10 protein-coding genes are annotated in these 13993 nt (G+C 37.8%); 9 read left to right on the top strand and 1 reads right to left on the bottom strand.

The window, feature by feature from the left end; genetic code table 11:
- Positions 1-91 precede the first annotated feature (91 nt).
- The 3 genes from pfkA (at position 92) to NST46_RS17960 (ending at position 3427) form a co-directional block, all read left to right on the top strand.
- On the top strand, positions 92-1051 hold the full coding sequence (pfkA, locus tag NST46_RS17970) for a 6-phosphofructokinase (protein WP_095307319.1): 960 nt from the start codon (positions 92-94) through the stop codon (positions 1049-1051).
- A gap of 73 nt (positions 1052-1124) precedes the next feature.
- Positions 1125-2885, top strand: a complete 1761-nt coding sequence (pyk, locus tag NST46_RS17965) for a pyruvate kinase (protein WP_095307318.1) — start codon at positions 1125-1127, stop codon at positions 2883-2885.
- Positions 2886-3037: 152 nt separating this feature from the next.
- The gene (locus NST46_RS17960) at positions 3038-3427 is read left to right on the top strand and encodes an FxsA family protein (RefSeq protein WP_095307317.1); all 390 of its coding nucleotides are present in this window, start codon (positions 3038-3040) and stop codon (positions 3425-3427) included.
- A gap of 5 nt (positions 3428-3432) precedes the next feature.
- Here the strand turns inward: NST46_RS17960 and ytvI are convergent, their stop codons facing one another.
- A complete protein-coding gene (ytvI, locus tag NST46_RS17955) occupies positions 3433-4539 on the bottom strand; it encodes a sporulation integral membrane protein YtvI (protein WP_095307316.1) in 1107 nt (368 codons plus the stop codon).
- 407 nt (positions 4540-4946) lie between these two features.
- Between ytvI and citZ the strand changes: the two genes are divergently transcribed.
- From citZ to polA, 6 genes are all read left to right on the top strand, one after another.
- A complete protein-coding gene (citZ, locus tag NST46_RS17950) occupies positions 4947-6068 on the top strand; it encodes a citrate synthase (RefSeq protein WP_095307314.1) in 1122 nt (373 codons plus the stop codon).
- Positions 6069-6135: 67 nt separating this feature from the next.
- Positions 6136-7410 carry an NADP-dependent isocitrate dehydrogenase gene (gene icd / locus NST46_RS17945; protein WP_095307313.1) on the top strand — a complete coding sequence of 425 codons (1275 nt, stop codon included), beginning with the start codon at positions 6136-6138 and terminating at the stop codon, positions 7408-7410.
- A gap of 317 nt (positions 7411-7727) precedes the next feature.
- On the top strand, positions 7728-8666 hold the full coding sequence (gene mdh / locus NST46_RS17940) for a malate dehydrogenase (RefSeq protein ID WP_095307312.1): 939 nt from the start codon (positions 7728-7730) through the stop codon (positions 8664-8666).
- Positions 8667-9028: 362 nt separating this feature from the next.
- Positions 9029-9721, top strand: coding sequence for a response regulator transcription factor (locus NST46_RS17935; RefSeq protein WP_095307311.1), 693 nt, complete (start codon positions 9029-9031; stop codon positions 9719-9721).
- Positions 9721-11085 (top strand): two-component system histidine kinase PnpS, encoded by a 1365-nt coding sequence (gene pnpS / locus NST46_RS17930; RefSeq protein ID WP_095307310.1) that lies wholly within the window; start codon positions 9721-9723, stop codon positions 11083-11085. The genes NST46_RS17935 and pnpS overlap by 1 nt, the downstream gene beginning before the upstream one ends.
- A 263-nt stretch (positions 11086-11348) precedes the next feature.
- Complete coding sequence (gene polA / locus NST46_RS17925; RefSeq protein WP_341137539.1) at positions 11349-13991, top strand: DNA polymerase I; 2643 nt, start codon at positions 11349-11351, stop codon at positions 13989-13991.
- Positions 13992-13993: the final 2 nt, after the last annotated feature.

The raw sequence follows: 13993 nt of genomic DNA, 5'->3' as shown, positions 1-13993 counted from the left end.
TATTAATTGCTATTTGCGCTGTTTTTATTTATCTTTAAAGGGTATAGTACAGTTATAGAGCAAATTTCGTTTGACATGAGGTGAACTAAACATGAAGAAAATAGGTGTGTTGACAAGTGGCGGAGATGCCCCTGGGATGAACGCTGCAATCCGTGCGGTTGTCAGAAAAGCGATTTATCATAATTTAGAGGTGTATGGGATTAAAAATGGTTTTCAAGGTCTCATGGAAGGTAATATAGAACAGATGGATCTTGGTTCAGTGGGAGATATTATTCAACGCGGCGGTACGATTTTATTCTCGGCTCGAAGTGAAGAATTTAAAACAGAAGAAGGTCAAATGCGAGGAATTGAGCAATTAAAAAAGTTTGGAATTGAAGGTTTGATTGTTATCGGTGGCGATGGAAGCTTCCGCGGTGCCCAAAAGTTAACGGAAAAAGGGTTTCCATGTATTGGTGTGCCTGGAACGATTGATAACGATATTTCCGGTACAGACTTTACAATTGGATTTGATACATCACTAAATACGATAATTGAAGCAGTTGATAAAGTGCGTGATACCGCAACATCACATGAGCGTACGTATATCATTGAAGTAATGGGTAGAGATGCTGGTGACCTAGCACTTTGGGCCGGTCTTGCTGGAGGAGCAGAAAGCATTCTGATTCCAGAGAAGAAAGAAGACTTTGAAGAAATTGTCGACCGACTTAAACGCGGTCATGACCGTGGTAAGAAGCACAGTATTATTCTTCTGGCAGAAGGCGTTGGAAGCGGGTTTGATTTTGGAGAGCGAATTCAAGAAACAACACAGCTTGAAACCCGTGTTACCGTATTAGGTTATATTCAGCGCGGTGGGTCCCCAACGGCTACAGACCGTGTTCTAGCAAGTAGATTAGGTGCTAAAGCAGTTGAATTGCTAATGGACAACGAGGGTGGCAAGATGGTAGGAATTCAAAATAACAATTTGGTAAGTTACCCGTTTGATGAAATCTTTGCACAATCCCATACAATTAATGAAGAAATGTACAACCTTTCGAAAGAGTTATCGATCTAATTAGGAAGGCTAAAGTTAATCGCATTGTTTGGTTATTTAAACTATGTAAAACGTTCAGGGAGGAAGAAAATTAATGAGAAATACGAAAATCGTTTGTACGATTGGACCTGCTTCTGAGTCAATAGAAACTTTAGAAAGGTTAATCGATGCAGGAATGAATGTAGCTAGACTTAATTTTTCTCATGGTGATTTCCAAGAGCATGGCGCTCGAATTAAAAACATAAGAGAAGCTGCCGAAAATAAAAACAAAACTGTCGCAATTTTATTGGATACAAAAGGGCCAGAGATAAGAACAGGGAATTTTAAAGATGGCTTTGCTGATCTTGTACAAGGAAATACGGTCGTTATTTCAATGCTCGAAGTAGAAGGGACTGCTGAGAGGTTTTCCGTTACTTACGACGGTTTAGTGCATGATGTACATCCGGGTTCGAAAATTTTACTTGATGACGGACTAATTGAATTAGAAGTTATCGAAGTAAATGCGAGTGCGGGTGAAATTGTAACGAAAGCATTGAACTCTGGTGTCATCAAAAATAAAAAAGGTGTAAACGTACCAAATGTTTCGGTGAACCTACCTGGGATTACGGACAAGGATACGGCTGATATTCTGTTTGGAATTGAGCAAGACGTTGACTTTATCGCTGCTTCATTTGTACGTCGTGCATCTGATGTCCTTGAAATAAAAGAAGTTTTAGAAAAAAACAATGGGTCACACATTCAAATCATACCTAAAATTGAGAATCAAGAAGGTGTCGACAATATCGACAGTATTCTAGAGGTCAGTGAAGGGCTAATGGTTGCACGTGGAGACCTTGGTGTAGAAATCCCAGCAGAAGACGTTCCACTTGTACAAAAAGAGCTTATTAAAAAATGCAACAATGCAGGTAAGCCAGTTATTACTGCTACACAAATGCTTGATTCGATGCAACGTAATCCTCGTCCAACAAGGGCAGAAGCATCTGACGTTGCGAATGCGATTTTTGACGGCACAGATGCAATCATGCTTTCTGGAGAAACGGCTGCTGGAGCATATCCGGTTGAATCCGTACAGACGATGAGTAATATTGCATTGAAGGCAGAGTCAGCATTGGAACATAAATCTATTTTAAATGAACGCTCGAAAAATGTAGATATGACCATCACAGAAGCAATTAGTCAATCGGTGACACATACAGCGATGAATTTGGACGTTGATACGATCATTACACCAACTGAAAGTGGACATACAGCAAGAATGATTTCCAAATATCGTCCAAAGGCTTCTATTCTAGCTGTGACATTTGCTGCACACGTTACGCGTCAGCTTTCTCTAGTTTGGGGTGTACACCCGGTGATTGGTAAACAAACAAACACAACAGATGAAATGCTAGATGTTGCAATTGATAAAGCGTTAAGCACGAACATGTGTAAACGTGGTGGAAGAGTGATTATAACGGCTGGCGTTCCGGTAGGTGAGAGTGGTACAACGAACTTGTTAAAAGTTCATGTTATTGGCGATGTAATTGCCAGAGGACAAGGTATCGGGAAACGTACAGCGTATGGTAGAGTTGTATTTGCTAAGTCAAATGAAGAAGCTCTAACAAAAGTAGAAGAAGGAGATATTCTAGTTACGTATGGCACAGAACGTGAAATGATGCCGGCAATTGAAAAAGCTGCTGCAATTATTACGGAAGAAGGCGGCTTAACGTCACACGCTGCAGTTGTTGGCTTGAGCTTAGGCATTCCAGTAATCGTTGGCGTAAAAGACGTCTTTACAGCACTTGAAGAAGGTTCTGACATTACAGTAGATGGTGCAAAGGGCGATATTTATAAAGGACATGCATCCGTACTGTAAACAGTTAGATGTTTTCGGATAACTCCATTCTTGAAATAGAAGCTGGCATAATGCCGGCTTCTATTTTTCTAAAAGCTGTTCATCTGCAAATCGTTTAGAAAAGAAGATTTTATAAATTCATGATAAAATAAGCTTAGAAGGGAGTGTTCTTTATGCGTTGGCTATTCCTATTACTTCTATTCATTCCAGCGATGGAAATCGGTGTTTTTATCTGGGTAGGTGGCATGGTCGGTCCATGGTGGGTTATAAGTATCATTATTCTGACTGGAGCTTTAGGAATCCTACTTGCTAAACACCATGGAATGGAGACGTGGAAGCGAGCCCAAGTAAGAATGAGCAAGGGCCAGGCACCAACTGAAGAACTAATGGATGGCATTTGTATATTGATTGGGTCGGTATTTTTATTTGCCCCAGGATTCATTACGGACACAGTCGGACTCATTTTAGTGCTTCCCTTCTCAAGAAAGCTATTTAAAAATTCGATTCGTGCATTATTGTTAAAATTGGCAAAAGGTGGAACAATCATCTACCGAAAATGGTAGATGAATTATCCTCTAATAAAATTCCATAGAGCTTGAAAAATCCCAGCTTGGTAGATCGCATTTCCTAAAACCGTCACTATTGGTGCCACAAAGAGTCCTGCAATCCCCCACAGCTGCATTCCAAAAAACATCGTTGTCAGTACAATAAGTGGGTGAACACCAATACTCGATGAAAGAATTTTAGGTTCAAGAATTTGCCTTGAAATAATAACGACCATATAGAGTACGGTTATCCCAATTGTGAGGGAATAGTCAGATACAGCATATAAATAGATGATCCAAGGAATGAAGATGATGCCTGTCCCAAGATAAGGAATTAAGTCAACAGCGGCAGCTATAAGCGCAATCGTTAATGCATGTTCTACACGTAAAATCATGAGCCCAGTAAGGATAATACAAGCTGAAATAAAGATAAGCAATAGCTGTGCACGTAAATAGCCGGTAATGGCAAGTTTAACATGATGAAAAAAATCGTAAGTAGACCGTCTGACTGTACCAGGAAGTATACGCGAAGCAATCCGTTTAATGTTTTCTAAGTCATTGGTCATCATAAAAGTTGCTAATAGAATAAATGTCAGTGTTGTTAATGAACCAGGAACAACCGCAAGAATTTCAGGAATTTTAGCTAAACTATTTTGGAGCATGTCTGAACCGGTTGATGTTATAAAGCCTGTGATGGAGCTTATATAGTCTTGTATTGTCGTTTGCTGTTCATTATCAAGGGAATGAAAGAAAGAAATTATTTTTTCATAGAGTGGAAGAATGTTGGTATTGAAAAAGGCTTCAAAAAATGAAACGAATGTCTGTATATAGCTCGGAATCTTTACGGCTAAATAGGCAGTACCTTGATATACCTCTGTTATAACTAATAACACAATCCCAACAAAAAACAACAATAAACCGAGCATAACGACGGTTATAGCGAGTGGCCTTGGAAACTTTAGCTTTGTTTCAATAAAAACGACTAATGGGTATATTAACAAGGACAGGATACATGTAATAAGTATTGGATAGATAAATTTGAAAGTATGCATGAAAATAAGGTAGACTGTAAATAGAGCGCCAAGTACAATCAAAAATCGGATTAGTTGCAGTAGAATAAATTTTTGCATTGGAAAGCTCCCCCAATTTAACGACTAGAAATTGCAAATAGTTGAAAGCCTGTACTATATTTACATATGAAAAATGCTGTTGAAATAGACATGCATTTTCGAAATTCAAGTAAAATATTTAATTACCGACTAAATCCCGATAAATATCGGATGATTGAAGTCAAAAAATTTAAATGTTAAACGGTTTCAATTCACTTTCTAGTCATAATACTTTATAATAGATTTTGGGCTGGACAATAATAGAATTACTTTATTCAAATAGTAGATATATGTACTGGGGTGAATATAATCTGCTATTACCATTTAGTATCACAATAACTAGATTATAAGGATGGTTATTATTGTCGTTAACATTGTACATTTCAACCAAATGCTACAATTACTTTAAAAAAAGGAGAGGGTTTACTATGACAACATCTACAAAGGGGTTAGAAGGTATTGTCGCAACTCAATCGTCCATTAGTTCCATTATAGATGATCAGCTATCTTATGTAGGCTATCGTATTGATGATTTAGCTGAGCATGCAAGTTTTGAAGAGGTCATTTATTTACTATGGAATCTGAAGCTGCCGACAAAAGCAGAGTTGGAAAACGTAAAACAGGAACTAGCTAAAAATATGGAGATTCCAGAAGAGGTTATTGATCATTTACGCTCCTATGATTTATCAACTGTTCATCCGATGGCAGCATTGCGTACTGCTGTTTCTCTACTTGGATTGTATGATGATGAATCAGATATTATGGAACCAGAAGCCAATAAACGTAAAGCTATTCGCATTCAAGCCAAAATTGCTACAATTGTAGCTGCGTTTTCGAGAATCCGTAATGGTCAAGAACCGGTAAAGCCGAAAGCTGACCTTGGCTATGCAGAGAATTTCCTGTATATGCTTAATGGAAAAGAAGCAGATGCGATTGAAATAGAAGCTATTAACAAGGCACTCGTCCTGCATGCAGATCATGAGCTGAATGCTTCTACTTTTACAGCGAGAGTATGTGTAGCAACTTTATCCGATATCTATTCAGGTATTACTGCTGCAATTGGCGCTTTAAAAGGTCCATTGCACGGCGGAGCAAATGAAAATGTAATGAAAATGCTGAGTGAAATTGGCGAAGAAGAAAATGCCATTCCATATGTTGAGAAAAAATTAGCAAACAAAGAAAAAATTATGGGTATGGGGCATCGTGTATATCGTAACGGTGATCCGCGTGCAAAACATTTAAAAGAAATGTCTAAGCAATTAACGACATTGACCAAGCAAGAGAAATGGTACAATATGTCTGTTAAAATTGAAGATTATATAAAAGAAAATAAAGGTCTCCCAGCGAACGTAGATTTCTATAGTGCATCAGTTTATCATAGCTTAGGAATTGACCATGACTTATTCACGCCGATTTTTGCTGTAAGCCGTACATCAGGCTGGTTGGCACACATTTTAGAACAGTACGATAATAATCGTCTGATTCGCCCACGCGCGGAATATATTGGTCCTGACTTACAGGATTATGTCGAATTAAACAAGCGTGGCTAATAATTAGATTAAGAATATAGCTGGGTATTCCGGCTATTCTTATTGAATATATTTAGGAGGTTTTTTTATGGCACAAGGAGAAAAAATTATCGTAGAAAATGGGAAAATGAATGTACCAAACACTCCAATCATTCCTTTCATCGAAGGAGATGGAACTGGTCCAGATATCTGGGCAGCAGCAAGCGAAGTTATTGAAGCTGCAGTTGAAAAAGCATATGATGGTGAGAAAACAATTGAATGGCTAGAAGTGTACGCTGGCCAGAAAGCCTTCGATAAAACTGGCGAATGGCTGCCGCAGGATACACTAGATAAAATTAATGAATATAAAATTGCGATTAAAGGGCCATTAACAACTCCAATTGGTGGAGGAATTCGTTCATTGAATGTTGCACTTCGTCAAGAGCTGGATTTATTTACTTGTCTTCGTCCGGTACGTTACTTTGAAGGTGTTCCATCACCAGTTAAACGTCCAGAAGATGTAGATATGGTTATTTTCCGTGAGAATACGGAAGACATTTATGCTGGAATCGAGTGGCAAAAAGGAACTGACGAAGTTAAAAAAGTAATTGAATTTTTAAAGTCCGAAATGGGCGTCAATAAAGTTCGTTTTCCTGAAACATCTGGAATTGGTATTAAGCCAGTTTCTGAAGAAGGCACGAAGCGTCTTGTTCGTTCAGCAATTGAATATGCGTTAACAGAAGGACGTAAAAGTGTTACTTTAGTACATAAAGGTAACATCATGAAATTTACAGAAGGTGCATTTAAAAACTGGGGCTATGAAGTAGCTGAAGAAGAGTTCGGTGATAAAGTATTTACGTGGGCTGAATACGATCGCTTAGTTGAAGCAGAAGGCAAAGATGCTGCAAATAAAGCACAAGATGATGCAATCGCTGAAGGCAAGATCCTTGTTAAAGATGCAATTGCAGATATTTTCCTTCAACAGATTCTAACTCGTCCGAAAGAGTTTGATGTTGTTGCAACAATGAACTTAAATGGCGATTACATTTCTGATGCACTTGCAGCACAGGTTGGCGGAATCGGTATTGCGCCAGGAGCGAACATTAACTATGATACGGGACATGCGATTTTCGAAGCTACACACGGTACTGCTCCGAAATATGCAGGACTAGATAAAGTGAATCCTTCATCTGTTATCCTTTCAGCAGTCTTGATGCTTGAACATCTTGGATGGAGAGAAGCAGCTGATTTAATTACAAATTCTATGGATAAAACAATTGCTTCTAAAGTAGTAACATATGACTTCGCGCGTCTGATGGATGGCGCAACAGAAGTTAAATGCTCCGAATTTGGTAAAGAATTAATCAAGAATATGGCTAAGTAATGCACAAAAGCGGAAGCGCCCGGTTAGCGACGTACGGACTGGACTTTGCCGGAGGAGATAAAGGAAACACGGCGACCGTAGGAAGCCGATGTTGACTTTCACCATAAGGGTATAAGTGCGACTAAGCCTCTGGCACAGCCAGTCGGCAAGTCTTCTTTATCGTACGGAGGTGAAGGAAGTCTCGCTAGTCGATGGGAGCTGGAGCTGAACGTGATTTTGGTGGCGAATAGGGAGATGAATTCCCTGTTCGCCAATCCGCTATGAACGGGTGAAAAGTGATTCTAATCTGTTAATCTACAATAAAGGGGATATGTACGATGGGGTTACAAAGAAAAAAGATTTCAGTTATTGGGTCTGGTTTTACAGGTGCAACAACAGCATTAATGATTGCACAAAAAGAGCTTGGTGATGTTGTCCTAGTAGACATCCCAAACATGGAAGATCCTACAAAAGGTAAAGCGCTTGATATGGCAGAGGCAGCGCCTGTTCAAGGCTTTGATGCAAAAATCATTGGTACTTCAAACTACGAGGATACAAAAGACTCGGATCTTGTTATTATTACTGCAGGTATTGCGCGTAAACCAGGGATGAGTCGTGATGATCTCGTGAATACAAATGCGAAAATCATGAAAGCCGTTGCAAAGGATATTGTGAAATATTCTCCAGATACGACCATTGTTGTATTAACAAATCCAGTTGATGCGATGACGTACACTGTATTTAAAGAGTCTGGTTTACCGAAAGAGCGTGTCATTGGGCAATCAGGTGTACTTGATACAGCACGTTTCCGTACATTTGTTGCAGAAGAATTAAATCTATCTGTTAAAGATGTAACTGGTTTTGTACTTGGTGGACATGGTGATGATATGGTTCCACTAATACGTTATTCCTATGCTGGTGGAATCCCATTAGAAAATTTAATTTCAAAGGAACGCTTGGATGAAATCGTGCAACGTACACGTACTGGCGGCGGTGAAATTGTTAATCTATTAGGAAATGGTAGTGCATACTACGCACCGGCTGCTTCTCTAACAGTTATGGCTGAAGCAATCTTAAAGGATCAACGTAGAGTTCTTCCGGCAATTGCTTATCTAGAAGGAGAATACGGCTATGACGATATTTACCTTGGCGTACCAACAATTCTAGGTGGGAAAGGTATTGAAGAAATTATCGAGTTGGATCTAACTGCAGAAGAAAAAGCAGCACTAGATAAATCAGCAGATTCCGTTAAAAACGTACTAGGTGTACTAAATTAAAACGATACTTAGAAAAAAGCTTTGGTTACCATCAAGTAGCCAGAGCTTTTTTTGCGTTTTGATCTGCGAACTAGTTACCGTGTTTATTGTCCAATACAACACGCAATATTCCGGCTAAATCCCCCTGCTAAAAATAAAACACATAAAATAAGCTAATTATACGGAAACTATTGTAAAATTTTGTTTACAAACCTTTATTCGTTATGTGTTTTCTATTAATAATGATAAGATAAATAAGAATGTAAATATTATGGTTGGCAGAAAAGAAAATATACAACTCTCTTTTCTCGCATAAATGCAACTAAGCTATCGTCCAAAAGTCAGGCGATACTAAGTTTACTAACAAAATGGGGGATGTTCAAATGAGTCAGAAGGTATTAATTGTAGATGACGAAAAACCAATAGTAACGCTACTGGATTATAATATAAAAAATGCTGGTTTTCAGACGGATGTTGCCTATGATGGAAAGGAAGCAGTTATTAAATGTGAAACAAATGAATACGACCTAATCGTATTGGATTTAATGCTTCCGGAAATGGATGGAATGGCAGTATGTAAGCATCTAAGAATGAATAAAATCGAAACACCAATTTTAATGCTAACAGCAAAGGATGAAGAATTTGATAAAGTTCTAGGCCTGGAATTAGGAGCCGACGATTACTTAACAAAGCCATTTAGCCCAAAAGAAGTTGTCGCACGGATTAAAGCTATTTTAAGAAGAAGTACGAGAAATGATAAACCAAATTTTAGTTCACTGAAAATTGGTGAGTTGACAATTTATCCGGAACGCTATGAAGCAGAAATGAACTCAAATGTTATTACCTTTACAAGAAAAGAGTTTGAGTTATTGTTCCATCTTGCTAAAAACAAAGGAAAAGTTATCTCCAGAGACCAGCTGTTAAGCAGTGTTTGGGACTATGATTTCGTTGGTGATACAAGAATAGTCGATGTACATATTAGCCACCTAAGGGATAAAATAGAACCTAATACAAAAAAACCTGTATATATAAAAACCGTAAGAGGGCTTGGATATAAATTGGAGGATCCTACTTGATGAAAGTATTATTTTCGGTACCTATCCGGCCTTATATGTTTGCAGTTCTGTTAACTTATATTACGATGGGTGTTATCCTATTTCAAGCAGCAGATGAGCCGATTATTATAATCGCAGTTCTTTTCTTTGGATTTATCATCATACAGATTATTGTGTTCCTTTTATATACGAATTACGTCAAGCCAGTGCAAAAAGCCACATACACGATTGACGAATTTATTAAAGGCAATTTTAATGCTAGATTTCATAATTCATCCAATGAAGCGATAGAAGAACTGAGCTACAAGATCAATACTTTAGCAAGGAATATGAGCGCGATATCGATGCAAGAACAGATGCAGTCGGAACAATTATCGACTTTAATTGATAGTATACAAAGTGGGCTTGTACTGATTGATGAAAAAGGATTTATCCATGTGGTAAACCGAAAATTCATTACGATGTTTGGCAAAACTGAAAAGGAATATCGGGGACATCTTTATTATGAGGTACTTGAAAATGAAACGATTCATGAAACAGTTCAAAAAACGTTTTTATATGAACGAAATATCAAAGAAACTTTCACACAAACACATGGAGTAGATAAAAGCTATTTCGAAATTGTTGGAGCACCAATGTTTAATGAACGCAATCTATTAAAAGGTGCTGTTTTAGTACTGCACGATATTACGGAATTAAAGAAAATGGAGAAGACTAGAAAAGATTTCGTTGCGAATGTATCACATGAGCTGCGTACTCCAATTACCTCCATCAAAGGTTTTACCGAAACATTGTTGGATAGTGGTGAAAATAAGGATGAAACGACGAAAGAATTTCTTGGTATTATTTACCATGAAAGTCATCGTCTTCAGTTGTTAATTGAAGACTTATTATCCTTATCAAGGTTAGAGAAAGATGGATTTCGACTCGTTCTTCATACTTTTAAGGCAAAAGATCTAATTGAAGAAGTAATTCCAGCATTAAAGCATAAAGCCATGGAAAAAAAATTGCAGCTTTTGATAAATGTTGATGAAGAAACTGAAATGAAGGCTGATAAGGAACGAATTAAACAAGTTATTGTTAATTTATTAGATAATGCTATTCACTATACACCAGAAAATGGAAAGGTTGAGCTTAGTCTAGATTCAACAGCTGATTTTATTCATATTAAAATCGCTGATACTGGAATTGGTATTGACGAAAAATCAATCCCACGGATTTTTGAAAGGTTTTATCGTATTGATAAGGCACGTAGCAGAAATACAGGGGGAACTGGCTTAGGGTTAGCGATTGTAAAACATATTGTTGAAGTGCATGATGGTAAGATAGAAGTTGAAAGTGAAGTAAATCAAGGAACAATAATTCATGTGTATTTACCGAAATAAACATCCTCATGTCATTGAGGGTGTTTTTTCGTAGAGCAAGGAATCACAGTAATACAGATGATCAGTACTAACTTATTTATGACTAACGACTTAATTTTTTCCTTTCTTTATTTACAATGATAAAATGAAAACAGAGAGTTATATATCACACAATAACGCAATGTAAAATCCCATTTATAAGCGTGTGGAAATTAAAAAAAGTGAAGACGGGAGAGGAAGGAACCTCCCCACTAAATGAAGATTCACTTTATTTGGAGGTTATCATGACAAAAAAATTAGTATTAATTGATGGCAACAGTATTATTTATCGGGCATTTTTCGCATTGCCTCTTTTAAACAATGATAAGGGTGTTTATACGAATGCAGTTTATGGATTTACAACAATGCTGTTGCGCATTTTAGAAGAAGAAAAGCCGACACACTTACTTGTAGCCTTTGACGCAGGGAAAACGACATTCCGCCATACTACGTACAAAGAATATAAAGGCGGTCGTCAGAAAACGCCACCAGAGTTATCGGAGCAGTTTCCAGTCTTAAAGGAATTACTCGACGCATTTCAAATTAAGCATTATCAGCTCGAGCAATATGAAGCGGATGATATTATTGGTACGTTATCAAATCAAGGAAATGAGGAAGGGTTTGAAGTAACGGTTATTTCTGGGGATAAGGATATGCTGCAGCTTGTTTCGGATCATGTTTCCGTATATGTAACGAAAAAAGGGATTAGCGATATAGAGAAGTACACTCCAAGCTATATGCTAGAAAAAATGGAGGTTACGCCAGAGCAGATTATTGATCTGAAGTCGCTTATGGGTGACAGCTCTGACAATATTCCAGGAGTACCGGGCGTTGGGCAAAAGACCGCAACGAAGCTAATCAAGCAATACGGTACATTAGAAGCAGTTTATGAACATTTGAATGATGTAAGTGGTAAGAAATTAAAAGAAAACCTTACAAATCATCAAGAGGATGCATATATGAGTAAAGAGCTTGTCACAATTAATCGCAATTCGCCGATTGAAATAGGAGTTCATGATATTTCCTATGATGGCTTTGACCAGTCTGCTGTTCGTACTGTGTTTAAAGAGCTTGGATTTCAGTCATTGTTAAATCGGGTTTCTGATGATGAGGTAGAAGCTGGTGAGGAACTGCAATCAGAAATGAATGAGATTACGTATACTGTTGCCGATGAAATAACGGAGTCTATCTTAGCCAATGAAACGTCATTTGTAGTGGAAATGCTTCATGACAATTACCATCAGGCAGAAATTATTGGATTTGGAATGGTGAATGAACATGGCGCTTATTTTATTCGGACAGAGGTTGCATTGGCATCCGATTTGTTCAAGCAATGGGCAGAGGACAGTACTAAAAAGAAAATTGTTTTTGATGCAAAGAAAACAATGGTTGCTTTACTGAGAAATAATATTCATATTCAGGGAATAACATATGACATGCTGCTTGCCTCTTATTTGCTCAACCCAGCCGAAAATAATCATGATATTCCAGCAATCGGTAATCGAATGGGAAAAACAGATGTTTTATTTGATGAGGAAGTATACGGAAAAGGCGCGAAGCTAAAAGTACCTGAAGTGCCTGTACTTTCCGAACATGTTGTCAGAAAAACGATGACGATGCATGTGATAAAGGATGAAATGATTAAGGAATTGAAAGAAAACGAGCAATACGAGCTGTTAAAAGAATTGGAAATGCCGCTTGCCATTATTCTTGCAGAAATGGAACATGTTGGTGTCCAGGTGGATATTAGTCGCTTAGAGGAAATGGGCGTCGATTTAAAGGAAAGACTGCAAACATTAGAGAATGAAATACATGAGCTTGCTGGTGAGAATTTTAATTTGAACTCTCCAAAGCAGCTTGGACCTATTTTGTTTGAAAAATTACAGCTTCCAGTGATTAAGAAAACGAAAACTGGCTATTCTACTGCTGCCGATGTATTAGAACAGCTGCAAAACGAGCACGAAATTATTCCAAAACTGCTTCTATATCGCCAGCTCGGAAAGCTTCAATCAACCTACATTGAAGGACTATTAAAAGTAGTTAGAAAAGATACGAATAAAATTCATACACGTTATAACCAAGCATTAACACAAACAGGAAGACTTAGCTCCGTTGATCCGAATTTACAAAATATCCCGATTCGACTAGAGGAAGGGCGGAAAATAAGACAGGCTTTTGTTCCTTCAAAGGAAGGCTGGATTATGTTTGCTGCTGATTATTCGCAAATAGAACTAAGAGTACTTGCACATATTGCAAATGATGAAAAGCTAGTGAAAGCTTTCCAAGAGGATGTCGATATTCATACACAGACAGCAATGGATGTGTTTCATGTAGAGATGGATGAAGTGACATCGAATATGCGAAGACAAGCAAAAGCAGTTAACTTCGGTATCGTATATGGAATTAGCGATTATGGACTATCGCAAAACCTTGGAATCTCGAGAAAGGAAGCGAAGCAGTTTATTGATCGTTATTTTGAAAGTTATCTGGGCGTGAAGCAATATATGGAAGAAATCGTCCAAGAAGCAAAGCATAAGGGCTATGTGACAACCTTAATGAAAAGAAGAAGATATCTGCCTGAAATTACGAGCCGCAACTTTAATCTAAGAAGTTTTGCAGAACGTACAGCTATGAATACACCGATTCAAGGAAGTGCAGCAGATATTATTAAAAAAGCAATGATCGATTTAGATGGTAAATTAAAGGAAGAAAAGCTGCAAGCAAAAATACTATTACAGGTGCATGATGAATTAATTTTAGAAGCACCGAAGGAAGAAATAGAAAAATTGAAAGAAATCGTACCAGAAATGATGGAACAGACTGTTTCATTAAATGTTCCATTAAAAGTGGACTATGAATATGGAGCAAACTGGTTCGATGCAAAATAAGG

Origin of the sequence: Oceanobacillus sp. FSL W7-1309 (assembly GCF_038002145.1) — a bacterium.
In the GTDB taxonomy this organism is placed as follows: Bacteria; Bacillota; Bacilli; order Bacillales; family Amphibacillaceae; genus Oceanobacillus; species Oceanobacillus profundus.
Note: the sequence above shows the minus strand (reverse complement) of the source record. Positions and strands in the feature narration are given on the sequence as shown.